22 protein-coding genes are annotated in these 23,196 nt (G+C 60.1%); 9 read left to right on the plus strand and 13 right to left on the minus strand.

Features of this window, described 5'->3' with window-relative positions; translation table 11 throughout:
• The first annotated feature begins 95 nt into the window (after positions 1-95).
• A complete protein-coding gene (gene sucC / locus GRI58_RS03745; protein ID WP_160752226.1) occupies positions 96-1,295 on the plus strand; it encodes an ADP-forming succinate--CoA ligase subunit beta in 1,200 nt (399 codons plus the stop codon).
• A gap of 37 nt (positions 1,296-1,332) precedes the next feature.
• On the opposite strand, the gene GRI58_RS03750 is transcribed toward sucC, so the two are convergent.
• Entirely contained in the window at positions 1,333-1,800 is a 468-nt protein-coding gene (locus tag GRI58_RS03750; protein WP_160752227.1) for a lysozyme inhibitor LprI family protein, read from the minus strand.
• 196 nt (positions 1,801-1,996) lie between these two features.
• On the opposite strand from GRI58_RS03750, the gene GRI58_RS03755 reads away from it, so the two are divergent.
• From GRI58_RS03755 to GRI58_RS15840, 3 genes are read left to right on the plus strand one after another with little or no spacing between them, the layout of a single operon-like run.
• A complete protein-coding gene (locus GRI58_RS03755; RefSeq protein WP_160752228.1) occupies positions 1,997-2,749 on the plus strand; it encodes an electron transfer flavoprotein subunit beta/FixA family protein in 753 nt (250 codons plus the stop codon).
• A gap of 23 nt (positions 2,750-2,772) precedes the next feature.
• Entirely contained in the window at positions 2,773-3,702 is a 930-nt protein-coding gene (locus tag GRI58_RS03760; RefSeq protein WP_160752229.1) for an electron transfer flavoprotein subunit alpha/FixB family protein, read from the plus strand.
• A gap of 56 nt (positions 3,703-3,758) precedes the next feature.
• A complete protein-coding gene (locus GRI58_RS15840; protein ID WP_160752230.1) occupies positions 3,759-4,685 on the plus strand; it encodes an energy transducer TonB in 927 nt (308 codons plus the stop codon).
• 42 nt (positions 4,686-4,727) lie between these two features.
• On the opposite strand, the gene GRI58_RS03770 is transcribed toward GRI58_RS15840, so the two are convergent.
• From GRI58_RS03770 to sciP, 5 genes are all read right to left on the minus strand, one after another.
• On the minus strand, positions 4,728-5,948 hold the full coding sequence (locus tag GRI58_RS03770) for a DUF445 domain-containing protein (protein ID WP_160752231.1): 1,221 nt from the start codon (positions 5,946-5,948) through the stop codon (positions 4,728-4,730).
• 80 nt (positions 5,949-6,028) lie between these two features.
• Positions 6,029-9,235, minus strand: coding sequence for an efflux RND transporter permease subunit (locus GRI58_RS03775; protein WP_160752232.1), 3,207 nt, complete (start codon positions 9,233-9,235; stop codon positions 6,029-6,031).
• 7 nt (positions 9,236-9,242) lie between these two features.
• Positions 9,243-10,439 (minus strand): efflux RND transporter periplasmic adaptor subunit, encoded by a 1,197-nt coding sequence (locus tag GRI58_RS03780; RefSeq protein WP_160752233.1) that lies wholly within the window; start codon positions 10,437-10,439, stop codon positions 9,243-9,245.
• A 210-nt stretch (positions 10,440-10,649) separates the two neighbouring features.
• A complete protein-coding gene (locus tag GRI58_RS03785; RefSeq protein WP_160752234.1) occupies positions 10,650-10,904 on the minus strand; it encodes a GlsB/YeaQ/YmgE family stress response membrane protein in 255 nt (84 codons plus the stop codon).
• 151 nt (positions 10,905-11,055) lie between these two features.
• Complete coding sequence (gene sciP, locus GRI58_RS03790) at positions 11,056-11,355, minus strand: CtrA inhibitor SciP (RefSeq protein ID WP_160752235.1); 300 nt, start codon at positions 11,353-11,355, stop codon at positions 11,056-11,058.
• Positions 11,356-11,756: 401 nt separating this feature from the next.
• On the opposite strand from sciP, the gene mnmA reads away from it, so the two are divergent.
• Entirely contained in the window at positions 11,757-12,923 is a 1,167-nt protein-coding gene (gene mnmA, locus GRI58_RS03795; RefSeq protein ID WP_237452071.1) for a tRNA 2-thiouridine(34) synthase MnmA, read from the plus strand.
• A gap of 10 nt (positions 12,924-12,933) precedes the next feature.
• Here mnmA and GRI58_RS03800 read toward each other — a convergent pair whose 3' ends face one another.
• Together GRI58_RS03800 and GRI58_RS03805 are read right to left on the minus strand one after the other, a co-directional pair.
• Positions 12,934-13,824: an SPFH domain-containing protein gene (locus GRI58_RS03800; protein WP_202386770.1), complete on the minus strand. Its 891-nt coding sequence runs from the start codon at positions 13,822-13,824 to the stop codon at positions 12,934-12,936.
• Between the two features lie 346 nt (positions 13,825-14,170).
• Positions 14,171-14,524 (minus strand): hypothetical protein, encoded by a 354-nt coding sequence (locus GRI58_RS03805; RefSeq protein WP_237452072.1) that lies wholly within the window; start codon positions 14,522-14,524, stop codon positions 14,171-14,173.
• Positions 14,525-14,553: 29 nt separating this feature from the next.
• Between GRI58_RS03805 and GRI58_RS03810 the strand changes: the two genes are divergently transcribed.
• Entirely contained in the window at positions 14,554-15,687 is a 1,134-nt protein-coding gene (locus GRI58_RS03810; protein WP_160752237.1) for a serine hydrolase domain-containing protein, read from the plus strand.
• Here the strand turns inward: GRI58_RS03810 and GRI58_RS03815 are convergent.
• The 3 genes from GRI58_RS03815 to pdxH are packed head-to-tail and all read right to left on the minus strand — an operon-like array spanning position 15,672 to position 17,991.
• A complete protein-coding gene (locus GRI58_RS03815) occupies positions 15,672-16,469 on the minus strand; it encodes a PhzF family phenazine biosynthesis protein (RefSeq protein WP_160752238.1) in 798 nt (265 codons plus the stop codon). The genes GRI58_RS03810 and GRI58_RS03815 overlap by 16 nt on opposite strands.
• Complete coding sequence (locus GRI58_RS03820) at positions 16,466-17,404, minus strand: cation diffusion facilitator family transporter (protein WP_160752239.1); 939 nt, start codon at positions 17,402-17,404, stop codon at positions 16,466-16,468. The genes GRI58_RS03815 and GRI58_RS03820 overlap by 4 nt, the downstream gene beginning before the upstream one ends.
• Positions 17,401-17,991 carry a pyridoxamine 5'-phosphate oxidase gene (pdxH, locus tag GRI58_RS03825; protein WP_160752240.1) on the minus strand — a complete coding sequence of 197 codons (591 nt, stop codon included), beginning with the start codon at positions 17,989-17,991 and terminating at the stop codon, positions 17,401-17,403. The genes GRI58_RS03820 and pdxH overlap by 4 nt, the downstream gene beginning before the upstream one ends.
• 190 nt (positions 17,992-18,181) lie before the next feature.
• Here pdxH and GRI58_RS03830 point away from each other — a divergent pair, with 190 nt between their 5' ends.
• The 3 genes from GRI58_RS03830 to fabI are packed head-to-tail and all read left to right on the plus strand — an operon-like array spanning position 18,182 to position 20,973.
• Positions 18,182-19,123, plus strand: a complete 942-nt coding sequence (locus GRI58_RS03830) for a DnaJ C-terminal domain-containing protein (protein ID WP_160752241.1) — start codon at positions 18,182-18,184, stop codon at positions 19,121-19,123.
• 4 nt (positions 19,124-19,127) lie between these two features.
• Positions 19,128-20,168 (plus strand): YihY/virulence factor BrkB family protein, encoded by a 1,041-nt coding sequence (locus tag GRI58_RS03835; RefSeq protein ID WP_160752242.1) that lies wholly within the window; start codon positions 19,128-19,130, stop codon positions 20,166-20,168.
• Between the two features lies 1 nt (position 20,169).
• The gene (gene fabI / locus GRI58_RS03840) at positions 20,170-20,973 is read left to right on the plus strand and encodes an enoyl-ACP reductase FabI (protein WP_160752243.1); all 804 of its coding nucleotides are present in this window, start codon (positions 20,170-20,172) and stop codon (positions 20,971-20,973) included.
• Positions 20,974-21,019: 46 nt separating this feature from the next.
• On the opposite strand, the gene GRI58_RS03845 is transcribed toward fabI, so the two are convergent.
• A complete protein-coding gene (locus tag GRI58_RS03845; RefSeq protein ID WP_160752244.1) occupies positions 21,020-21,505 on the minus strand; it encodes a hypothetical protein in 486 nt (161 codons plus the stop codon).
• A 455-nt stretch (positions 21,506-21,960) separates the two neighbouring features.
• Positions 21,961-23,196, minus strand: a complete 1,236-nt coding sequence (locus tag GRI58_RS03850) for a hypothetical protein (protein WP_160752245.1) — start codon at positions 23,194-23,196, stop codon at positions 21,961-21,963.

A 23,196-nucleotide genomic window follows, 5' to 3' on the forward strand; every position in this document is an offset into this window, starting at 1 on the left:
GCCCTGCACCCGGATTGGCCACTTTTCAAGGCGGCCCATCCATGCTTATGCGGGCGGCGACTCCCCCCGTTTACCCCGAAGGAACCGAGACTCCCATGAACATCCACGAATACCAGGCCAAGGAACTGCTCGCCAAATACGGGATCGCGATCCCCGCAGGCTATCCCGCCACCTCCGCCGCGGAAGCGGTTGAAGGTGCCAAGAAGCTGCCCGGACCGCTGTATGTCGTGAAAGCACAGATCCACGCCGGTGGCCGCGGCAAGGGCAAGTTCAAGGAACTGCCTGCCGATGCCAAGGGCGGCGTGCGCCTCGCCAAGTCGATCGACGAAGTATCGAGCAATGCCGAGGAAATGCTCGGCAACACGCTGGTGACCGTCCAGACCGGCGATCACGGCAAGGAAGTGAACCGGCTTTACGTCACTGACGGTGTCGATATCGCCAAGGAATACTATCTTTCGCTCCTGGTCGATCGCGCATCGGGCCGCGTTGCGATGGTCGTTTCGACCGAAGGCGGTATGGATATCGAGGCGGTCGCTCACGACACGCCCGAAAAGATCACCACCATCACCATCGACCCCGCGCAGGGCTTCATGCCGCATCACGGCCGCGCCGTAGCCTTCGCGCTCAAGCTGTCGGGCGATCTGGCCAAGCAGTGCCAGCGCCTCGCCGCGCAGCTTTACACCGCCTTCATCGAACTCGACTGCGCGATGCTCGAAATCAATCCGCTGGTCGAAACCGACGATGGCAAGCTGCTGGTGCTCGACACCAAGATGAGCTTCGATTCGAACGCGCTCTATCGCCACAAGGATGTCGAAGCGATGCGCGACGAGAGCGAGGAAGACCCCGCCGAAATCGAAGCGAGCAAATACGATCTCGCCTACATCAAGCTGGACGGCAACATCGGCTGCATGGTCAATGGCGCAGGCTTGGCGATGGCCACGATGGACATCATCAAGCTGAACGGCGCTTTCCCCGCCAACTTCTTGGACGTGGGCGGCGGCGCGACCACCGAGAAGGTGACTGCAGCGTTCAAGATCATCCTGAAAGACCCGGCGGTCGAGGGTATCCTCGTCAACATCTTCGGCGGGATCATGAAGTGCGACGTGATCGCCAACGGGATCGTCCAGGCCGCCAAGGATGTGAACCTGTCGGTCCCGCTGGTCGTGCGACTCGAAGGCACCAATGTCGAAAAGGGCAAGGAAATCCTCGACAATTCGGGCCTTCCGATCGTCAGCGCCGACGATCTGGGCGATGCGGCGCGCAAGATCGTTGCCGAAGTCAAAAAGACGGCCTGACACCGCTGAATAAGCTCATGCCGGAGCGCGGCCCAGCTTAATGGGTCGGCTCCGGTTCGGGCAGGCGCGGCGGCGTGCTGTCCATATAGGTCAGCCAGTTGGCCCAGATCGTGTGGGTCCGGCGGTCGGTCAAATCGATCCGGCAGCCGAGCGCCATGACATCGCGAATCGTGCCTTCCTCCCAGTCTTCGTAGACTGCACCGCATTCGGCATCGCGATACGCCGCGAATGCCGCACTGGACTTGCGAATGGCGGTCTGCAACTTTGGCCTGTCAATCTGCGCTGCGATGGCCGCCGCAAGGTAGCGTTCGCGCCTTGCTTCCGCCCGATGGAGCACATTGGCATAGCAGCGATTCATGTCGATCGTCGTCTGGGCGTCCGGGCATTGAGGTTGCTCGGTTTCGGAGTGCTCGGTCGTCCCAGCCGCCGCAGTTGGCCCAGTCGGGATTGCGAAGGCGGCGCCGCCAATCGCAAGAGCCAACCGCCAATCAATCGCATGTTTCATCGCAGTTCTCCTCTATCCGTTGAGAAACTGGGCGGTGCCGACACAGACCGCAAATGATTCCTTGCTTGACGAATGAAGCGGGGAACGAGAGTGCATCTGGCACAGTTTCGACATCAAATGCTCGCCCGTTCGATTTGACGTTTACGTAAACGCAAGCTAGGCGAGCGGCAGATTTATTCGAGAGGAAGGAATCCCAATGAAAATCCTCGTGCCCGTCAAACGGGTGATCGACTACAACGTGAAACCCCGCGTAAAAGCGGACGGCAGCGGCGTGGACCTTGCCAACGTCAAGATGAGCATGAACCCGTTCGACGAGATCGCGGTGGAAGAAGCGCTGCGGATCAAGGAAGCGGGTAAGGCCGAAGAAGTCATCGCCGTGTCCGTCGGTCCGGCCAAAGCGACCGAGACGCTGCGCACCGCGTTGGCGATGGGCGCGGACCGCGCCATCCTGGTGCAGGTCGACGATGGCGTCGAGGTTGAACCACTGGCAGTCGCCAAGATCCTCAAGGCGATTGCCGACGAGGAACAGCCGGGCATCGTGATGCTGGGCAAGCAGGCGATCAGCGACGATTCAAACCAGACCGGCCAGATGCTGGCCGCGCTGATGGATCGCCCGCAAGGCACTTTCGCCAACACTGTCGAGGTTGAGGGTGACAGCGTGACGGTCAAGCGTGAGATCGACGGCGGGCTGGAGACGGTGAAACTCACCCTGCCCGCCATCGTCACCACCGACCTGCGCCTCAACGAACCGCGCTATGCCTCGCTGCCGAACATCATGAAGGCCAAGTCCAAGCCGCTCGACACCAAGAGCCCGGCAGACTTCGGCGTCGATATCGCGCCACGCCTCAAGACGCTCAAAGTGTCCGAACCGCCCGTCCGCCAGGCGGGCATCAAGGTTGCCGATGTCGATGAGCTAGTCGCCAAGATCAAAGCCCTCGGCATCGCCTGAGCCCGGACAGAAAGGAAAACACCATGAAAACGCTCGTCTGGGTCGAACACAATAACGCCCATGTGAAAGACGCAACGCTCAGCGCGGTTACTGCGGCCGGCAAGCTTGGCGAAGTGCATCTGCTGGTGGCCGGGTCCGGCTGCCGCGCGGTGGCTGAAGAAGCGGCCAAGATTGCAGGTGTCGGCAAGGTCCATCTCGCTGACAACGCCGCCTACGAACATTCGCTGCCCGAAAACGTAGCACCGCTCGTCACACAGTTGATGGCCGATCACGACGCCTTCGTCGCACCGGCGACCACCACCGGCAAGAACATCGCCCCGCGCGTTGCCGCAATGCTCGACGTAATGCAGCTGTCGGACATCCTGTCGGTCGAAGGCGACAAGACCTTCACCCGCCCGATCTATGCCGGCAACGCCATTGCGACGGTCGAAAGCTCGGATGCCAAGCTGGTCATCACCGTGCGCGGCACCGCCTTCGACAAGGCGGATGCCGAAGGTGGCTCGGCCGCGATCGAGGATGTCTCCGGTCCCGCCGACGCCGGCACCAGCAGCTTCGTCGGGCAGGAACTCGCCAAGTCCGAGCGTCCCGAACTGACCAGCGCCAAGGTGATCGTCTCTGGTGGCCGCGCGCTCAAGGATGCCGAGACCTTCCAGGAATACATCATGCCGCTCGCCGACAAGCTCGGCGCAGGCGTTGGCGCGAGCCGTGCGGCGGTCGATGCGGGCTATGTCCCCAACGATTACCAGGTCGGCCAGACCGGCAAGATCGTGGCCCCGGAAGTCTATATCGCGATCGGTATCTCGGGCGCGATCCAGCACCTTGCAGGGATGAAGGATTCCAAGACCATCATCGCCATCAACAAGGACGAGGACGCACCGATCTTTCAGGTTGCAGATCTCGGCCTGGTCGCCGACCTGTTCAAGGCTGTGCCGGAACTGACTGAAAAGCTTTGATTGCAATGCAATTTGCCCTATTCTGAGCCTGTTAAAGGGTCGGAATAGGGGCAGTTGTGAAAAGGATCATTTTGATCGCTGCGGTGGGTTCTCTGATTACCAGCAATCCAGCTGTGGGAAAGGACAGCCAACTCAGAGTTCTCAAGCCGTCTACGCCTTGGAACCTCAACTATGGTACCAATTCGTGCCGGCTCGCCAGGGTTTTTGGATCAGGTGATGAGCAAGTCGCCTTCTACATCGAGAAATACGGAATTTCGTCCGATTTCACATTGTTGATCGCTGGCAAATCGATCAGCAGTGTGCTCGATCCGAGTGCTAAGCTTCGCTTTAGCAATGGTGGCGGTGCAACCAATCTAACGGGAGGTGATTTCGGCACTTTCGGCCCGTCATTGTTTTCTACGAGCGCCACGCTGAATCCCGCGACTTTTGCAAAGCAGGAAGACCGGGCGAAGTTAAGACGTTTGATGAGATCAACGTATTCGAAGGACGCGGAGTCTCTGCCTGACGACGAAGATTTGGCCCCGGCAGCACTCCACCAGATCACATGGGTCGAGCTTTTGCGCGGGAAACGGACCGTCCGGCTCATGACCGGACCGTGGGACGCGACGATGGCGGCAATGGACAAATGCGTGGACGATCTTGTCAGGACTTGGGGAGTTGATCCAGCGGAACTGAAATCAATAAAAAGCGGCCCTACCCCGAGCGACAATTTTCGTATTTCAGTCGTTCGGCGGATCATAGACCACTATCCACATGCTGCGGTAAGCAATCATACTGAAGCAAATTTGAGTGCTCGGCTCACAATCGACACCAAAGGTCATGTCGAAGCTTGCGAACTTACCGATATTACCGACGCAAAGGACTTCGATGATTATCCGTGCGAAGTCTTCAAGAAATATGGCCAGTTTAGTCCGGCAGTAGATGCGAACGGAAATGCGGTGAAATCGATCTATCGCACGAAGATATTATATCGATTCGGTTGAAGCCTCTCACTACACGTTACGATTTGCGCGGACGCCATAACGCTAACCGGCCAGTGTCGACGCACCATGGATCGTCACCCCCACCAGCCCGCCTACCAGCGTGCCGTTCATGCGGATGAATTGCAGATCGCGGCCCACGGCTCCCTCGATCCGCGCGGTTACCGTTTCCGCATCCCAGCGTTTGACCGTTTCTGACACCAGTTGCACGATCTGATCGCCATAGCGGCTGGCGATGCCCACTGCCGTTCGCCTCGCGAAGCGGTTGACCTGATGCTGGAGGCGCGGATCGTCACGCAGCGCCCCGCCCAGTTCCGAGAAGCTTCCGACAAGCCCGGACAGGGCATCGGATCCCGGTCCGTCCTCGCCACGCAGCATAGCAATGAACGACTGCCTCAGCCGCTCCCACACACCCTGCCACCAATCGGCGACCGCCGGATTGGCAAGCAACTCGCGCTTCATCCCTTCGACCTTCTCCTGCATCGCCGGGTCTTCACGCAGGTCACGCGCGAGATTGTGCAAACCTTCCTCAACCTTGGCACGCAGCGGATGTTCAGGATCGACGAGTACCTCGGCCAATAGCTTGTACAGCCCGTCGAGCACCGAATTGGCGAGCCTTTCATCCAGCCCGGTAAAGCGCAGCAAGGCGTTGGCGCGCTGATGGATGATGTCGCGCACCATTTCCTCATTGTCTTCCAGAACTAGACCGGCCCAGCGGATGATGCTGTCGATCAGTGGGCGATGTCGCCCATCGGCAATCATCGCTTCCATCATGCGGCCAAGCAACGGCGCGACCGGAAGGCGCTCCAGGCCGCTCGCCAGTGCGCCGCGCACCTGATTTCCCAACCGCTCTGGATCGAGCGATTGTAACACCTCGACCAGCAATTCGCCCGCACCGGCGCGCACGCGCGACTGGCCGCGCTTATCCGGTTCGGCGAGATAACTGCCGACCGCGTGCGCAAGGTTCATCAAGCGCATCCTGCGCGCGACCACGGCGGGGGTTAGGAAATTGTCGCGAAGGAACCCCGCCATGGTATCCGCAATCCGGTCCTTGTTTTGTGGGATGATCGCCGTGTGCGGGATCGGCAGGCCCAGCGGACGGCGGAACAGGGCAGTAACCGCAAACCAGTCAGCCAGCCCGCCGACCATCGCCGCCTCCGCAAAAGCATGCAGATATCCCATCGCCGGATGCACGCCGAGGTAGCGGCCCGTCGCGATGAAGATCATCGCCATCAGCAGCAGCATTCCTGTGGCAGTACGCCGCATCGCCCGCGCTTTATCAATACGAATCGTGGTCCCTACCGGGCGGAACGAGGCGATGCTGCGCGAAAAGGAAGGCTTGGCGCTCACTCCGCCGGGAGTGCGTCCCTATCCCTGCCGCCGTCAAGCCCATGCGCATGGCTGCGCACTTCCTCGGGGTTGTGTGTCAGGAATGTCCGGCGCAATTTCGGTCCGATGCGCTTTTCGAAACCGGCCGCCAAGCTGAATCCGGCAGGTACGATCACCAGCGTCAGCAGGGTCGACAGGATCAGGCCGCCAATCACCACCATGCCCATTGGCGCACGCCACGCACCATCGCCCGAAATCGAGACAGCGGTAGGGATCATGCCCGCGGTCATGGCCACAGTGGTCATGATAATCGGCTGCGCCCGCTTCTGGCCGGCTTGAGTGATAGCCTCGAACCTTGTCTTGCCGCGCTCCATCTCCTCGAGCGCGAAATCGACCAGCAGGATCGAGTTCTTCGCAACGATGCCGAACAGCATCAATATGCCGATGAAAACCGGCAGCGAGATCGGCTCCCCGATGATTTTCAGCGCGATAAGACCGCCCAGAGGTGCCAGCAGGAGCGAGCCCATATTGACCAGCGGGCTCATCAACCGGCGATAGAGCAGCACAAGCACGGCGAAGACCAGCAGCACGCCGGTCGCCAGGGCGATCGCAAAATTGACCAGCAGTTCCTGCAGGAAGCGATCGGACCCCGACTTCTTGTTGATGACCCCGCGTGGCAGGTTCTTCATGATCGGAAGATCGGCGATCTGTGCGTCGGCGGTGCCTTTTTCCACGCCCGGCGCCAGATCAGCACCAACATAGACGCGCCGAAGCCTGTCATAACTCTGGATCGTCGTCGGACCTTCGCTGAAATGGATCTCGGCAACGCGCGAAAGCGGCACAGAGCCGCCGCTCGCGGTCGGCACCGGCAGGTTCTCGATCGTAGCAAATCGACTGCGCGAATTCTGCGGCAACATCACGCGGATCGGCACCTGACGATCGGACAGAGAGAATTTTGCAGCGTTCTGATCGATTTCGCCGATGGTCGCGATACGGATCGCCTGACTGAGTGCGGCAGTCGTCACCCCAAGCGAAGCGGCCAGATCCATCCGCGGCGTGATAACCAATTCGGGTCGCTGGAGGTCGGCCTCGATGCGCGGCGCGCGGACTGTCTTGAGCCCCTTCATCTGATCGACCAGCTTGCGGGCGGTCTGGTCCAGCAGCTGGGGATCGCTACCCGAAAGCATCACCGAGATGTCACGACCCGACCCTCCCGGAGGGCCTCCCTGATTGGACCGGAAATTGATCCGGGCATCGGGAATATTCTGGAACAGCAGTGCAGTCTGGCGTTCAAATTCCTGGCTAGTGCGCTTGCGATCGTCCTTGAGCGTTACATAAAGCGATGCGGTGCCTTCGCCAACATTCTCCATCACCAGCTTCGTTTCCTGCTGCTGCTTGAGAATCCTGACGACGCGGTCGGCCACCTTCTCTGTTTCCTGCAGGGTGGTCCCAGGCACCATCTTGATGCTGACCTGCGAGAAGTCGAGGTTGACGTTAGGGAAGAACTGCACCGGACTGGTGCCAATCAGCACGAGGGTAAGCAGAAAGGCGCCGAGGCCCATGCCCATCACCCATGTGCGATGATCGCGAAAGCGCGCGCCGATGCGTGCAAAAAAACCTACCCGTTGGCGCTTTTCACGGACACGATCACGATAACGATCCGCCTTCGACTTATCGAGCGTCCAGTTGAGAATGCGCTTGTAACGCTGCATCCACGGACCGTTGGCGTGTTCCGCCTCGCCATGTTCCTTGAGGAAATAAGCCGCAATCATCGGCGTGATCATGCGCGCGACCGCAAGGCTCATGAGGACCGAGGCGACCACGGTCAGGCCGAAGTTCTTGAAGAACTGGCCCGCCACGCCCGGCATCAGGCCGACTGGCAGGAACACCGCTGCGATTGAGAAAGTAGTCGCAACCACCGCAATCCCGATCTCGTCGGCCGCGTCAATTGATGCCTGATAGGCGGTCTTGCCCATGCGCATGTGGCGCACAATATTCTCGATCTCGACGATCGCATCGTCGACCAGCACGCCCGCGACCAGGCCAAGCGCCAGCAAGCTCATCGAATTCAGGGTAAAGCCGAGCAGATCCATGAACCAGAAGGTCGGGATCGCCGACATGGGAATGGCGACGGCAGATATAATGGTGGCGCGCCAGTCGCGCAGGAAGAAAAACACCACGACGACCGCCAGAATTGCGCCTTCGACCATGGCCGACATGGAGCTTTCATACTGACCCTTGGTGTACTGCACAGAATCGAAGAGCTTGACGAAGTGGACGCCGGGATTGTCCTTTTCGATCTGCTTCAGGACCTTCATCGACTCGTCGTAAACGGTCACGTCCGAAGCGCCCTTGGCGCGCTGGAGCCCAAAGGTCACCACCGGCCTGCCATCGACCTTGGCGATATCGCGAACCTCGCTCGTGCCGTCGGTAACCGTGGCGACATCGCTCAGCTTGATAGTTCTCCCACCACCCAACGAGATCTGCTGCTGGCTGAGCTGATATGCATCCTGGGCGTTGCCAAGGACGCGGACCGATTGGCGTGAACCTGCGATCTGTGCTTCGCCGCCACCTGCATTGACGTTGGTCGAACGAAGCATCGCATTGATCTGGGCAGCAGTAACGCCAAGCGACTGCATCTTGGCAGGATCCAGCGTAACGCGAATCTCACGATCAACCCCACCGCGCCGCGGCGCGGCGGCAACACCGGGAACGGCCAGCAATTGCTTGGTCACGACATCATCGACGAACCAGCTCAGCTGCTCCATCGTCATGTCATCGGACTGGACCGCGAAATTGGCGATGTCATTGCCCGAGGTCGAAACCTTGAACACCCGCGGCTCGAGGATACCATCGGGCAGATTGCCGCGGATTTGGTCGATCTGCTGCTTCACCTCGTTGACGGCGGTATCGATATTCTGGCCGATCTGGAATTGCACTTGAGTCTGCGAAGACCCTTCACTGGCCGTGCTTGAAACCGTGTCGATATTCTCGACATTGGAGATCGCCGATTCCACCTTTTCAGTAATCTGCGTGTAGATCTCGCTCGGTGCCGCACCCGGATCGCTGATGACCACGATCACCACCGGAAATTCGATGTCAGGATCGTTCTGCACGCTCATGCGCACGAAGCTCAAAATCCCGGCGAACAGCAGGCCGGCGAAAATCACCAGCGGTATGATCGGATTCTCGATCGACCAAGCGGAGATGCGGCGAAGATTCATCGCCCCGTCAGTTCGCTTCTGGCTTGTGCAGGACGGGCTTGATCTGATCGCCAGGATTGAGGAAGGCGCCGGCGCGCATCACGACACGCTCGTTACCGGTCAGGCCGGAGGTGATCGCGATGCCTTGATCGGTGACGAGCCCCGTTTTCACCGGGCGGCGCACGACCTTGTCATCTTTGCCGACAACGTAGACATAGCTGCCGTTTTCATCCGACATCAACGCACTTTCGGGTAGCATCGGCGCATCAACGGCGCCGGACTGGAACACCGCACTCGCAAAACCGCCGGGCCGCAAACCGGGCGCATAGTTGAGCGAGACGCGCGCCGTTCCCTGTCGGGTTTGCGCATCGATCGTCGGTGCGACCTGCCAGACCTGGCCGCTATAGGTCTTGTCCAGCCCGACCGGTGTTACTTGTACCTGGGTACCAACGCCAACTTTGGCCAGATCCTGTTCGCCGAGCTGGGCATCGAGCTCCATCTGGCCATTTTCGGCCATGGTGAAAACCGGCTGCGCGCCGGGGCTGACAGTCTGACCAGGTTCGACATTGCGCGTCAGCACAAGCCCCGATACCGGCGCAACGATATTCAACCGGGCATTGCGGGCCAATAATTCACGATAAGAGGCCTCGGCAACCTTAACCCGCGCAACCGCTGCATCGCGGGTCGCGGTCAACTGATCGACATTGGCCTTAGAGATAAACCCGCGATCGACCAATTGCAGCGCGCGATTGAGATTGTCTTGCGCGAGCTTGGCATCGGCGCGTGCCACTTGAATCTGCGCAGCCGCGCCTGCTGCCTGCTGCGTTTGCACCGAGCGATCGATTACCGCGAGGATTTGGCCCTTTTTGACCCAGCTTCCCTGATCGACCCGCACCGAAACAACACGGCCACCTTCACCGACCACGCCGACCGGGATTTCGCGTCTCGCGGACAGCGTTCCCGTGGCATTGATCGTGCCTTCGACCGAGGAGCGCCCCGGCTCCATCACCGTGACGACGGGCAATTGATTGCTCTGATCAGCCGCAGGCGTCGCCTCACCCGATCGCGAATGCATATAGAATGCCAGCGCCACGATTGCCGCCAGCACAAGCGCGACAATAATGATGACGCGCCGCTTGCTCCGCGGAGCGTCGGTCAGGTCGGCATCATAGCTGCCGGATAGATTGTCGGCCCTGTCCGCAGTGACCGTCGTTTCGTAATTCATGCCCCTGCGCCTCTATGGAGGAATGCGAGTGTATTACCGACATAAATCAGTTCTCGCAAGAACCCGCGTCGATTTCATTATGCGGAGCAGGATAAAGAGGCAATCGATCTCTCGACCGGGGGTCAAGAGAGCCAGACGAGTTGCAGTTAATGCTATCGACAAAAAAGGCGGCCTCGCGGGCCGCCTTTCATGGTCTATCGAGATCGCGACTTAACGTGCGCGACCGCGCTGAAACAGGTTGAGAATCAGCAACAGAACCACTGCGCCGATAAAGGCGGTGATGAGATAACCAATCCAGCCCGACAGGACGAGGCCGACAGCCGGCAGCAGGAACCCACCGATAAGGCCGCCGATGATACCCACGACGATATTGAGCAATACGCCCATTGACGCGTCGCGAGCCATGACCATCGAAGCAAGCCAGCCAGCGATGCCGCCGACTATAATCATGATAATAATATTCATCCCGGATCCTCCTTATTGTGCCTTATGGCGTGGCATTTGGGGTGCCGTTCGCAGTGATTTGAACGACAGCCGCAGGAGGTAGTTCCCGGACAAGGTTAAATGCCTGGTCGGGATCGGTCGATTGCTTGGCCTTGATTCGGGCGACCCCGGATCAATATTTGAGTTGGCGCTCGTAAAGTTCGCGATAATGCTGGATCCGCGTGACACGCAAGCCCTGCATCCCAGAACGATCGACCGCCCGCTGCCAGCTGGCAAATTCTTCGAGCGTCAGACTGTAACGCTCAAGCACCTCGTCGATCGTCAGCAAGCCGCCGTTGACCGCTGCCACGACCTCGGCCTTGCGCCGAACGACCCAGCGCTTGGTACTGGGAGGAGGCAAATCCTCTAACGTCAAGGCTTCGCCCAGAGGGCCGATCACTTGCGCTGGGCGGATGTCCTGTTTCTCTATCATTCTTTCTCTCGGTCGCCGGGTGCCGCGTCGTCCGCGGCCTGACCCCGACTTAGCCGGGCGATTTTTCCATGGCTTAAAACATCGTGGTTACCGGTCTGTTTACTTTCTGGAGTGGGGCTACAATGAAATGCGGCGAAGCTTGCCTGTCCGGGCTTCCCCTCGTCGGTGAGCGCTTGGCGAACATCACGAGTCGCAGCGATCCGCGCGACAAGCTCGGTCCAGCGTAACTGCCGTAAAACCGGGGATTCTCCGGCGTTGGCATAGTCGGCTGCTTTGATTGGCCCCTCGTACATATCCACAGCCTATACGGCTTTGTGGTAAACAGACCGTGAAACATCTTAGCCCGCAGAATGCGGAGGCATTTCTGGCCATTCGCGGCAATGCAATGTAACGCCCGCGTCATGCCCCAACTCGACAAGCTCCCCCTCCCGCTCACTGCGAACGGTGCCGCCGCGCTGTTCGATCTGCCGCGAGCCGCGTGTGAATGCCGGATCGTGGTCGCGATGTCGGGAGGTGTGGACAGTTCGGTTGTCGCAGCGCTCGCGGCGCAAAGCGGCGCGGAAGTGATCGGCATCACGCTCCAGCTTTACGATTATGGTGCGGCTACCGGACGCAAAGGCGCGTGCTGCGCAGGCGACGATATCGCCGATGCGCGCGCGGTTGCCGACCGTCTCGGCATCGCCCATTACGTCAAGGACCATGAGAGCGCCTTTCGCGAAGACGTGGTCGAACAATTCGCCGACAGTTACATGGCCGGGCGCACTCCGGTGCCATGCATCAGCTGCAATATGGGGCCGAAGTTCACCGACCTGCTCGCGATGGCACAAGAACTGGGCGCGGATTGCCTCGCCACCGGGCATTACGTGCGGCGCGTGATGGACGCGGCGGGGCCTGAACTGCATCGCGCCAGCGATCCGGCGCGTGACCAGTCCTATTTCCTCTTCGCAACGACTGAGGAGCAGCTCGGTTTCCTGCGTTTCCCGCTCGGCGGATTGCCCAAAGACGATACGCGCGCACTCGCCCAGGCGGCCGGGCTGCGCAATGCGGCCAAACCCGACAGCCAGGACATCTGCTTCGTGCCCGATGGCGATTACGCGAAGATCGTCAAGTTGCTACGCCCCGAAGGCGGCGAACCCGGCGCGATCGTCCATGCGCATTCTGGCGAGGTGCTGGGCGAACATCGCGGGATCATTCACTACACGGTGGGCCAGCGGCGGGGGCTGGAGATCGGTGGGCAGGCGGAACCGCTCTATGTCGTGGGAATCGATGCGCAAACCCGCGAAGTCAGGGTTGGGCCGCGGGCGATGCTGGCTGTCGAGAGTGCAAGGCTGAGAGCCACCAACCGAATCGGTCCGCTGCCAGACGTCCAACTGACCGCGAAGGTTCGCAGCCTCGCGAAGCCGGTGCCCGTGACGCTTGCCGGGCCGCTAGGCGAAGGCGCCGAGACCGAGATCGTCTTCGCCGATCCTGAATTCGGCGTTTCTCCCGGACAGGCGGCGGTGCTTTACGCCGGGGAACGCGTGGTCGGCGGCGGATGGATCGAAGAGACCCGCGCCGCCACCGACTGACTTTCGCGTCTTACTGGACGCCGATGAACGGCATCGGCCCCGGCCCGCTGTAGGTCGGCAACTGGCCGTTCCATTTCTCGACCGCGCGCATCTTGACGATTTCCGGGTTGGTGCGGATCGCCTGCGCTTCGACCTGAATCGCCTTGGCATCGCCTTCCGCCTTGGCGACGCGCGCTTCGGCATCGGCCTTTGCGGTCGCGACATTGGCCTGCGCAGCCAGCGCCGCCTGTTCATTGGCGATCTTGGCGTTGATCTGGTTCAGCACCTGCTGGGGCACAACGATGTTCCCGGCCCAATAGACCTGTTCGATCTGCAAACCCACGGGCGCGAAGAATTGTTGCACTCGCTGCTGGGCGGTTTGGATCAGCTCGGCCTTGTGATCGCCATAGATCTGTTCGACGCCCAATTGCGCCGCCCGTTCGACGATCGCGTTGCGGATCGCGTTGCGCAGCGGCCCCGCGATGATCTCGTCCATGCTCGTGCGATAGCGCTGGAACAGGATCGAAGCCCGCGTGGGATCGACATGATAGCTCACCGCGACATCGGCCTTCAGCGACAGGCCGTTCTTGTCCTGAAAGCTGAAGCTTTCGTCGATCGGGCTCTGCTCGGTGTCGGACGAGGTCCAGGTGTAATAGCGCGTGAACACCGGGTATTCGTAGATATGCGTGCCCGGAGGCGCGAAATACCAGCCGACGCCCAGCGAATGTGGCGAGACACCGCCAGCGATGTTGTTGACGCGGATGCCGACATTACCGGGTTCGACGCGGGCAAAGCTGCTGGCGGCCAGCGCCAGTGCAGCCACTCCGGCGAAGATCCAGCCGGTCCGGCCCAGCGCGCGCTTGCCGATCCGGCGCAGGCGATTGCCCGTGCTCAGCTCGTCGAAATGCGATGCATATGCCATGTGAATTACTCCCTGTTGCAAGAACGGGAGCAGACGCGCGGGCGCGCGAACCTGAGCTGCACGAGGCGGCCGTGTCAGGGTCGATTTTCGGTCGGATTTCGGGGTCGACGGATGCGCCGGTTAGGGCAGCAGGCGAGGACGACGAAGCAACAACTCATGTGCCGGACATTTGCGCGGGAAACGCGCTGGGGTCCAGCCCTCAAGCTCAAGCCATTACGCCGTTACACCTGCTCCTTTCGGTCGAACAAACCATTCGTTCGATGGAAGGAATATTATCCTGCAGGGGCCGGAGGGCAAGCAAAACCGGACATGAATCCGGCGCCATAGAGGTTGCAGCCCATGCAATTCAGCCGACAGGATCGCCTTCCCACGGCTTGAGCAGACAGCCATAGCCGGGCTTGTACGTCGCGGTATCGGAGGCAAGCAGCGGGACGCTGGCGGTCACGCTTTTCGCCGCATCGTCTTCGCTGAATCGCACCATTCCCATGCCCGCCAGCTTGTCATTCTCGCACTGCTTGAGGGGGCGCCCTTCGATAAAGCGGCACGAACAGGCAACATGCGCGCCATAGGCCGCCCCGGCAATTGCATCGCCGCGCAATCCCGGCCCCCAGGTGAACCATGCAGCCGCCAGCAAAGCTGCGACCACCACCAATCCGGCAAGCCACTTCCTGCGTGCGCGAACTGATTTTTGCGTTGCCAAGGCACAAATTCCCATGCGAGTGCGCGGCCATGCCGCTCAAGTTTCGCTCCCTTATCGCGCCTCTCGCTCTCGCCACAAGCCTTGCCTCGTGCCACGGCCCAAAATCCGACACGCTGCCACCTCTGAGCAAGCAGGCGATGGCCGCGGTCTCCGAAAAACCGGGTGCCCCTCGCGAAGAACTGGCCCGCGCGGTGGACGCGTTGTTCACCGCCAAGGATGTGGGCGAAACGCGTGCAGTGGTGGTAATGGAGAACGGCCGAATCGTCGCCGAACGCTATGCACCAGGGTACACGCGCGACACGCGGCTGGTGAGCTGGTCGATGGCCAAGACGATCACTTCGGTCATGATCGGGATGCTCGTCGCCGATGGAAGGCTCAGCCTCGACCAGCCGGCCCCGATCCCGCGCTGGCAGCGACCCGGCGATCCGCGCGGCGCGATCACGCTGCGCTACCTGCTACAGATGCGTTCGGGCCTCCAGCACACCGAGGCGGGGCCGATCCCCTATGAGAGCAGCGAGGTACGGATGCTGTTCCTCGACGGGCGCGACAACATGGCGCAATGGGCCGAGGAACAGCCGCTCGAAACGGTGCCGGGGTCGGAGTTCAAATATTCGACCAACACCACGGTAATCCTGTCCGACATTGCCGCGCGCGTGCTGACCAACAACAGCAACGATCCCGAAACCCGGCGGCGCGCGGTCTACGATTATCTGAAAGCGCGGCTGTTCGATCCGCTGGGAATGACCAGCGTGGTGCCCGAATTCGACCGTTCGGGCACGCTGATCGGTGGGAGCCTGATGCACGCTACCGCGCGCGATTTCGCCCGCTTCGGCGAGCTGCTGAGGAACAAGGGCTCGTATCGCGGAGCGCAGATCGTGCCGCGTAGCTGGGTCGTCGCGATGACCACGCCGAGCCCGAAAAGCCCACAATACGGCCTCCAGACCTGGCTCAACAATCCGGTCAAGCCGGGCGCCGACGATGCGCTGTTTCCGAAACTCGCGCCGCATTCGCTGTTCGGCATGGTGGGGCACATGGGACAATATGTGCTGGTTTCGCCAAGGCAGGGGCTAACCATGGTGCGGCTGGGCCATTCCGACGAGAAGCAGCGTGCGGCGCTCAAACCGCTGATGGCCGATGTGATCGACCTCTATCCAGAAAGGTAGAACCGCCCCTCAACCACGGTGACGCAGCCGCCGGTCAGGATAGCCTTGTCCCCCGCGAGCGTGCACACTGCATCGCCACCGCGAGATGATGCCTGATGCGCGGTAAATCGTTCACGCCCCAGCCGCGCAGCCCAGAACGACGTCAGACAGGCATGGGCTGAACCTGTGAAGCTGTCCTCGTCCACCCCGCCCCCCGGCACGAAAACCCGGCTTACGACATCTTTACCTACCCCCGGCGCGGTACAGATGAACTGGTCATCACCCAGCTTGCCAAGAGCGCGTAGATCGGGATCGAGCGCGCGGATCTTTTCCTCGCTCTCGAACAGGTAAATGCCGTAGCGATCGGCGTTGAGCCAGATTTCTTGCGGTACATCACCGAGTAGCCGAGCCGCTTCCGGCCAATCGCCACGCTCTGTCGGGATCGCCGGAAGGGCAAGTGCATAGCCGTCACCGTCTCGGCTGACTTCAAGGACCCCGGCCTTGCGCGTGCGAAAGGTCACCCGCTTCCCGCCATCGCGGGTCAAAAGCACGTGCCCGCTGGCGAGCGTGGCATGGCCGCACAGGCGGATCTCCGTCGTCGGCGTGAACCAGCGCAATTCCCAATCCGCTTGGCCGCTCGAATCCTCCACCACGAACGCGGTTTCGGCGAAATTGTTCTCTTCCGCGATGGCGAGCAGCGTTTCGTCGGGCAGCCATTCATCGAGCGGCATCACCGCCGCCTGATTGCCGCTGAACGGCGCAGTGGCGAAGGCATCTACGTGCCAGTAATCGAGCGTAGTCATTCCTCGTCCTTGAGCTTGGCGAATTCGTTTTCTTCCGCCAGCGGATTGTCGGGTTCGTCGACATGACCTTTCGGATCGATATGGATCAGCAATTCAATACCGGGGAAGCGGGCAACAAGGTCCTCCTCCACGCGGTCGATGATGTCATGGGCTTCGTTGACAGTCATCGTGCCCGGCAAATCGACATGGAATTGCACAAACTCATGGGTGCCGCTGCTGCGCGTGCGCAGATCGTGGAGGTTAGACAGTTCGGGATGGCGCGCCGCCGCCTCGACGAAGGCTGCACGGCGTTCGTCGGGCCATTCGCGATCGAGCAATTGCGCCACCGCCTCGCTCGACGCGCGCCATGCACCCCATAGTAGCCAGCCCGCGATGGCGAGACCGAACAGCGGATCGGCGGCAGAAAATCCGGCATATTGATCCAGCACCAATGCCGCGATCACCGCCAGATTGAGCAGCAGGTCCGACTGGTAGTGCACGTGGTCGGCATGGATCGCGACCGATTTCGTATGGGCGATGACGTAGCGTTGCCAGAACAGCAACGCGAAGGTCGCCGCAATCGCCACCAGCGAAACCACGATTCCATCGCCCGCCGCAGATGTCGTATGTCCGGCTGCCAGCTGCATGACCGCTCTTGCGCCGATTCCCGTGGCGGAGATTGCGATCAGGATGACCTGCACCATCGCCGCAAGCGCCTCAGCCTTGCCATGGCCGAACCGATGTTCCTCGTCGGCAGGCATGGCGGCGACCCACACGCCGACCAGCGTGCCGAGGCTGGCCAGCAGGTCGAGCGCGGAATCGGCCAGGCTGCCGAACATGGCCGTCGATCCGGTGCGCCACGCAGCCCACGCCTTGAGCCCGACCAGCACCAGCGCCACCGAGATCGAGGCAAACGCCGCGCTGCGGGTGAGAAATGATCGCGACTTGGTGGTCATGGGTAGAGCAGGCTGCTGGCCCAGCCGTCGCCGGAACGGGAGAACCGCCGCCGGTCATGCAGGCGATTGGGCCGATCGAGCCAGAATTCCATCGCTGCGGGAATCAGGCGGAAACCGGTCCAGTGCGCGGGCCGCGGGATATCACCTTCGGGATAGCGCTCGGCCAGCTGCTCCACACGCTGTAGATAGTCGCTACGCTCATGTAATGGTCGCGACTGATCCGATGCGGCAGAGCCGAGTTGCGATACGCGGTTGCGCGAATGGAAATAGGCGTCGGCTTGATCCGGCGATACTTCCTCCAGCGTCCCCTCGATACGAATCTGGCGACGAAGGCTTTTCCAGTGGAACAGCAAGGCGGCGCGGGGGTTGGCGCGAATTTCCTCGCCCTTGCGGCTATGGGCATTGGTATAGAAGACGAAGCCGTCCGGCCCATGCTCCTTGAGCAACACCATGCGTACCGAAGGGTGGCCATCGGCAGTCGCTGTCGCGAGGGCCATTGCGTTGGAATCGTTGGGTTCGCTCGTTCGTGCTTCGGCAAACCATGCGTCGAAGAGGGAAAAAGGGTCGTTCACGGGCAGAGCGCTCATTTCTTCGGTGAATCCATCTGTCGTTCCCGCTGTCACTTGTCGGCCTCCTTTGCGCCCGCCGCGCGGTCGGCGCTGGGCTCGAAAAATCCTCTAACTCGAGAACATCGGTCGGGAAAGCTCCGGCTTCGAATGGCACCGGTTTGTTTCGAGATGCTTGCGCGGGCGCGGCGTTGCACCTAGCTAACACGCCATGGCCGATCCCTATTCCACCCTTGGCGTTGCGCGCGGCGCGAACGAAAAGGATATCAAGAGCGCCTATCGCAAGCTCGCCAAGGAGCTGCACCCTGACCGCAACAAAGACAATCCCAAGGCGGCGGAACGGTTCAGCGAAGTCACGCAAGCTTATGATTTGCTGTCAGACAAGGACAAGCGTGCGCAGTTCGACCGTGGCGAAATCGACGCCGACGGCAATCCCACCAACCCCTTCGCCGGTATGGGCGGCGGCGGATATGGCGGCGGCTCGCAGCGCGGCTTTCGGCCCGAGGATATGCAGGGTTTCGCCGGCGCGGAAGATCTCGACATCGGCGATATTTTCGAAGGTCTGTTTGGCGGCGGCGCAAGGCGATCGCGTTCAAGCCCGTTCGGCCAGTCGCGCCCCACCCCGCCGCCGAGCAAGGGGGCGGACATCGGCTATCGCCTGCGTGTGCCCTTCGTCGATGCGGCGACGCTCAAGGACCAGCGCATCACGCTGGCCGATGGTAAGACCATCGACCTCAAACTGCCCAAAGGCGTCGAGGACGGCACTCAAATGCGCCTCAAGGGCAAGGGCGAACACGGTCCGGGCGGCACGGGCGACGGACTGGTGACGATCAGCATCGACAAGCACCGCCTGTTCGAACGCAAGGGCGACGATGTGCGCTGCGACCTGCCGATTACGCTGGACGAGGCGGTGGAAGGCGGCAAGGTGCGTGTCCCCACGGTCGATGGCGCGGTGATGATGACGATCAAGCCTGGAACCAGCGGCGGGACAGTGCTGCGCCTCAAGGGCAAGGGCTTTTCGAAGAAGGATGGCGGACGCGGAGACCAGCTGGTGACACTGGAAATCCAGTTGCCCGAGGACCTTGGCGAGCTTGCCAAGCGCCTCGAAGGATGGAAAGACACCAGCGATCCGCGCAGCAAGCTCGGGGCTTGAGCCTTTGACCGAACCCAATTTGCCCGAACCGGAGGAACGCGAGATCCGTTCGCTGACCCCGGAAGCGCGGCGACGGGCAGCTAAACGCGAACGGAGCACCGAAGGCGGCCGGGTTGCGGCCAGGCTGGGGATTGGGCCGCGCAGCTGGGAAGTGATCAAGCGCGTCGCGATCGGCACCTTCAACGACGGTTTCATCCATGCAGGCAACCTTGCCTATCTGGCGATGTTCTCGATCTTCCCCTTCTTCATCCTCGGAGCGGCGCTGTTCTCGCTGGTCGGCGAGCAGAGCGAGCGCGCCGCGACCATCAACGCCGTGCTGTTCGCCATGCCGCCGATGGTCGGCAATGTGATCGAGCCGGTCGCGCGTGATGTCATCGCGGCGCGCAGCGGCTGGCTGCTATGGGCAGGCGCTCTGGTCGCGCTGTGGACCGTGGGCAGCCTGATTGAGACGATCCGCGACATCCTGCGCCGCGCCTATGGCACGCGCATGACCAAGGCGTTCTGGAAATATCGCCTGTTTTCGGCCGGGATCATCATTGCCGCGGTCGTGCTGCTGATGCTTTCGCTCATCACCCAATTCGTGATCGGCACCGCGCAACAGGTCATCGAGGCATACTTCCCGACGCTGGTGGACTATATCTCGGAACTGCAACTCTCACGGCTGGTGCCAGCTTTCGGGCTGTTCGGATCGCTTTACCTGCTGTTCCTGACCCTCACACCCGCTACCTATCGCCATCGGCGTTATCCCAAATGGCCCGGCGTGCTGTTCACGACGCTTTGGTGGCTGGCCACCTCAAGCGCGCTGCCGCCGGTGCTGCGGATATTCTTTCGCTACAACCTGACTTACGGCAGCCTTGCGGGAATAATGATCGCATTATTCTTCTTCTGGCTCGTCGGGCTCGGGGTGGTTATAGGCGCCGAACTCAACGCTGCTCTGGCCGAAACGCCGGAGGAAGAAATGAACAGAATTGGCCAGGAAGGCGACCGGACGCGCACGGCTAAAGCCGCTTCGGTCCGGGCAGAGGCTTCGACGCAGGAGAATTGACATGACCGGATTGATGGCGGGCAAACGCGGATTGATCATGGGGCTCGCCAACAACAAGTCGCTCGCTTGGGGGATCGCCAAGCAGCTTGCCGAACATGGCGCCGAGCTGGCCTTCTCCTATCAGGGCGACGCGCTCAAGAAGCGGGTCGAGCCGCTTGCCGCCGAGTTAGGCAGCGGCTTCACTTTCGATTGCGACGTGTCGGATATGGACGCACTCGACGCGGCTTTCGACAAGCTGAAAGAGCGCTGGGAAACGATCGATTTCGTGGTCCACGCGATCGGCTTTTCAGACAAGACCCAGCTGCGCGGCAAGTTCTACGACACCACGCTCGATAATTTCCTGATGACGATGAACATCTCGGTCTACAGTCTGGTGGCGGTGGCAAGCCGCGCACAGGCGATGATGCCGAACGGCGGATCCATCCTCACGCTGACCTATTATGGCGCGGAAAAGGTCGTGCCGCATTACAATGTGATGGGCGTGGCCAAGGCGGCGCTGGAAACCTCGGTCAAATATCTCGCCAACGACCTCGGACCGCAAGGCATCCGCATCAACGCGATCAGCGCCGGTCCGATCAAGACGCTGGCGGCCAGCGGGATCGGGGACTTCAATTACATACTGAAGTGGAACCAATACAACTCACCACTACGCCGCAACGTGACGATCGAGGACGTGGGCGGTTCGGGGCTCTATTTCCTGTCCGATCTCTCATCCGGCGTGACGGGTGAAACGCATCATGTTGATGCGGGGTATCACACGGTGGGGATGAAACAGGAGGATGCGCCGGATATTGCCTTGAGCTGAGAACTGTTGCTGCGAGCTATGGCTCGAATTGCCGTATACTACTAATTCACATAAGGCTTTTTAGGCATCCGATTGAAAGCCGCGCGCGCTCCATCTCATCTTGGTGCTTGCTAGCAAGCTGCGCTCGATCCCGGCTTATATCTGCCCGTGACTTGGATTGCTCCTTTGCAGCGGCAGATGCACGCTCATCATAGATTTTCTTTGCTTTTTCAACCGACGCAAGCTGTTGTGGAGAGAACGTACCGGTGTCCCGTAGCTTACTCATGATCGACTCTATCGATATGCTGCACAATAGTGATTGGTCATATTGATTGGAACCGCCTTTCAATGCCGCAGCGTTTCCAAGCGATAGCGCTTGAGCCGCCCGCTTGTCGTCAGCTGTGAAGTTTATCGGCTTTGTTATTTTGCTCTCACGCGGGGAAACTGGGGCGGGCTCAGAGCAAGAAACGACAATGAATAGAAGCGCTAGAATGACCGCAGTCGGCGCTGCTCTTGAGCGAACCGCGATTTTCAGCGATTGGAAATGTGTCATTCGAATTGCCTCTGAAGCTTACAGAACGCTATCGGGGTCTTGTCGGAAAGGTCGAATGCACATTTTTAGTCGCGGCTTCGATTGAAGAAGACGCGCTCGCACGTGGGGTGTAGGCTTGATCGATTCGATTATGCAAACGACTATCAATCCTGTTCTCAATTCGATTGGATATTCGACCTAATGGCTGAGCAGAGACGAGCATATCAGAAGAGCTTTGGCGCGTACCGATCTGTCCATTTCCGGCATCAGCTGTCTGACCCCCATCGGAATTCGAATTCGGCTGGGCCCTTGATTTAGTTTGATGCAGCGGATTTGAATAATTTTCGTTCGCAGTTTGGTGTGCTATTTTCGCAAACGCTGGGCTTGTGACAAGTCCTCCCGCAACAACAATACTTATCGCCCTGGCTATTGCTAGCCACGACTTGCGCACTTTCGGGCTCAACTGCTCCATTTGCCTATCGCCCTTCTTTTGGTCTCAACGCGACATGTAAGATTTGCCCGGTAAGCCCTTCAACCTCGTCAGAAGATCGCGCGATCAGCGACAATACTTGAATGTTACAGTGTGCTGGTACTTTGAGCTCGCCCGAGAAACGTCCGCCGTTTACATCTGAATTGGTCAGATTGAATCGTCCCAGCTGGTTGCCATTCAAGCATGTCAGGGACCAATATGGAAGTGATCCGGAAGGCTGAGATATCCCGCTGCTCTGGCCATCCAAATGATAGATGCCGGGCGGAAGCATTTCCAATTGCTTGAGCATGGCTCCGCCTGTTGCAGGTGGCATTGAAAATTCAAATAAACCGCCTTGACGTGTCCGAAGGAGTGTAGCGAAACCGATCGCATCTTCCGGAACATGCCAATCAAACGGTGTTCTCAGACCCTCCTCAACGACGAAGTTTGGATCACGTGACATTCGCCGATCTGCTTGTGGGTGCAATGTCCGATAAAAATTCCAAGCATCGTCATATTTGCCATCCGATATCAATGCTTTAACTAAATTGGCGCGGTCCTGATTCGTCGCTGGTAGATTGGACCCACCTTCAATGAAAAGGTGCATCGCTGCGACCGCATTTGTACGGCTGCTCCCAAGATAGCTCAAGAAGCTCGGCGCCCATTTTGGCCGCTTAGACAAAAGTTGCAAAAGAGCAGCGCGAATTTTCGGTTCAGAAATGGCAACTTTAAGTACCGGGTACAGAAGACTGTTCGCCTCTGTCGACGTTCGCAAAGCCAAGTCATAATTATTGAGCGCCCCTCGAATGTCACCTCGTGCAACTGAGCTCTCAATTTTCCATATTTGAGGTCGCAACTCCCGCCTAGAGAGATTCGCGGAATAGGCGAATATTTCGTTCGCCCTCCTCGTATCGCCCCGCAACTGCGCCTGAAAAGCGAGCACGTTCAATGCTTTCACGGTTGTTGGATCCTGTCGGAGCGCAAGTTTGGCCAGCTTTGCGGGATCGGAACTTTCATTTGCGTCTGGACGCATTGCAAAGCTCAAGTTCGCCGCGTCGGCAGTTATCCGACCATCCCAAGGCGCCAGCACATGGGCTTGGATCGGGTCGACCTTGGCTACGACGTTTCCAGCCGCGTTCGCCACTGCCAGACCACCAAACATAACGGCAACAAATGCCAGCGTAACCCTATGTAACTTTACGCTATGCAGATCAACCACCTGCTTCGTACTGGCAAGAGACAC

The organism is Qipengyuania algicida (assembly GCF_009828025.1).
GTDB lineage: Bacteria > Pseudomonadota > Alphaproteobacteria > Sphingomonadales > Sphingomonadaceae > Qipengyuania > Qipengyuania algicida.

What these genes read in the sequence shown, in the direction of transcription:
- sucC (WP_160752226.1), top strand. Translation starts at nt 96, where the DNA reads ATGAACATCCACGAATACCAGGCCAAGGAACTGCTCGCCAAATACGGG.
- GRI58_RS03750 (WP_160752227.1), bottom strand. Translation starts at nt 1,800, where the DNA reads ATGAAACATGCGATTGATTGGCGGTTGGCTCTTGCGATTGGCGGCGCC.
- GRI58_RS03755 (WP_160752228.1), top strand. Translation starts at nt 1,997, where the DNA reads ATGAAAATCCTCGTGCCCGTCAAACGGGTGATCGACTACAACGTGAAA.
- GRI58_RS03760 (WP_160752229.1), top strand. Translation starts at nt 2,773, where the DNA reads ATGAAAACGCTCGTCTGGGTCGAACACAATAACGCCCATGTGAAAGAC.
- GRI58_RS03770 (WP_160752231.1), bottom strand. Translation starts at nt 5,948, where the DNA reads ATGCGGCGTACTGCCACAGGAATGCTGCTGCTGATGGCGATGATCTTC.
- GRI58_RS03775 (WP_160752232.1), bottom strand. Translation starts at nt 9,235, where the DNA reads ATGAATCTTCGCCGCATCTCCGCTTGGTCGATCGAGAATCCGATCATA.
- GRI58_RS03780 (WP_160752233.1), bottom strand. Translation starts at nt 10,439, where the DNA reads ATGAATTACGAAACGACGGTCACTGCGGACAGGGCCGACAATCTATCC.
- GRI58_RS03785 (WP_160752234.1), bottom strand. Translation starts at nt 10,904, where the DNA reads ATGAATATTATTATCATGATTATAGTCGGCGGCATCGCTGGCTGGCTT.
- sciP (WP_160752235.1), bottom strand. Translation starts at nt 11,355, where the DNA reads ATGATAGAGAAACAGGACATCCGCCCAGCGCAAGTGATCGGCCCTCTG.
- mnmA (WP_237452071.1), top strand. Translation starts at nt 11,757, where the DNA reads ATGCCCCAACTCGACAAGCTCCCCCTCCCGCTCACTGCGAACGGTGCC.
- GRI58_RS03800 (WP_202386770.1), bottom strand. Translation starts at nt 13,824, where the DNA reads ATGGCATATGCATCGCATTTCGACGAGCTGAGCACGGGCAATCGCCTG.
- GRI58_RS03810 (WP_160752237.1), top strand. Translation starts at nt 14,554, where the DNA reads ATGCCGCTCAAGTTTCGCTCCCTTATCGCGCCTCTCGCTCTCGCCACA.
- GRI58_RS03815 (WP_160752238.1), bottom strand. Translation starts at nt 16,469, where the DNA reads ATGACTACGCTCGATTACTGGCACGTAGATGCCTTCGCCACTGCGCCG.
- GRI58_RS03820 (WP_160752239.1), bottom strand. Translation starts at nt 17,404, where the DNA reads ATGACCACCAAGTCGCGATCATTTCTCACCCGCAGCGCGGCGTTTGCC.
- pdxH (WP_160752240.1), bottom strand. Translation starts at nt 17,991, where the DNA reads ATGAGCGCTCTGCCCGTGAACGACCCTTTTTCCCTCTTCGACGCATGG.
- GRI58_RS03830 (WP_160752241.1), top strand. Translation starts at nt 18,182, where the DNA reads ATGGCCGATCCCTATTCCACCCTTGGCGTTGCGCGCGGCGCGAACGAA.
- fabI (WP_160752243.1), top strand. Translation starts at nt 20,170, where the DNA reads ATGACCGGATTGATGGCGGGCAAACGCGGATTGATCATGGGGCTCGCC.
- GRI58_RS03845 (WP_160752244.1), bottom strand. Translation starts at nt 21,505, where the DNA reads ATGACACATTTCCAATCGCTGAAAATCGCGGTTCGCTCAAGAGCAGCG.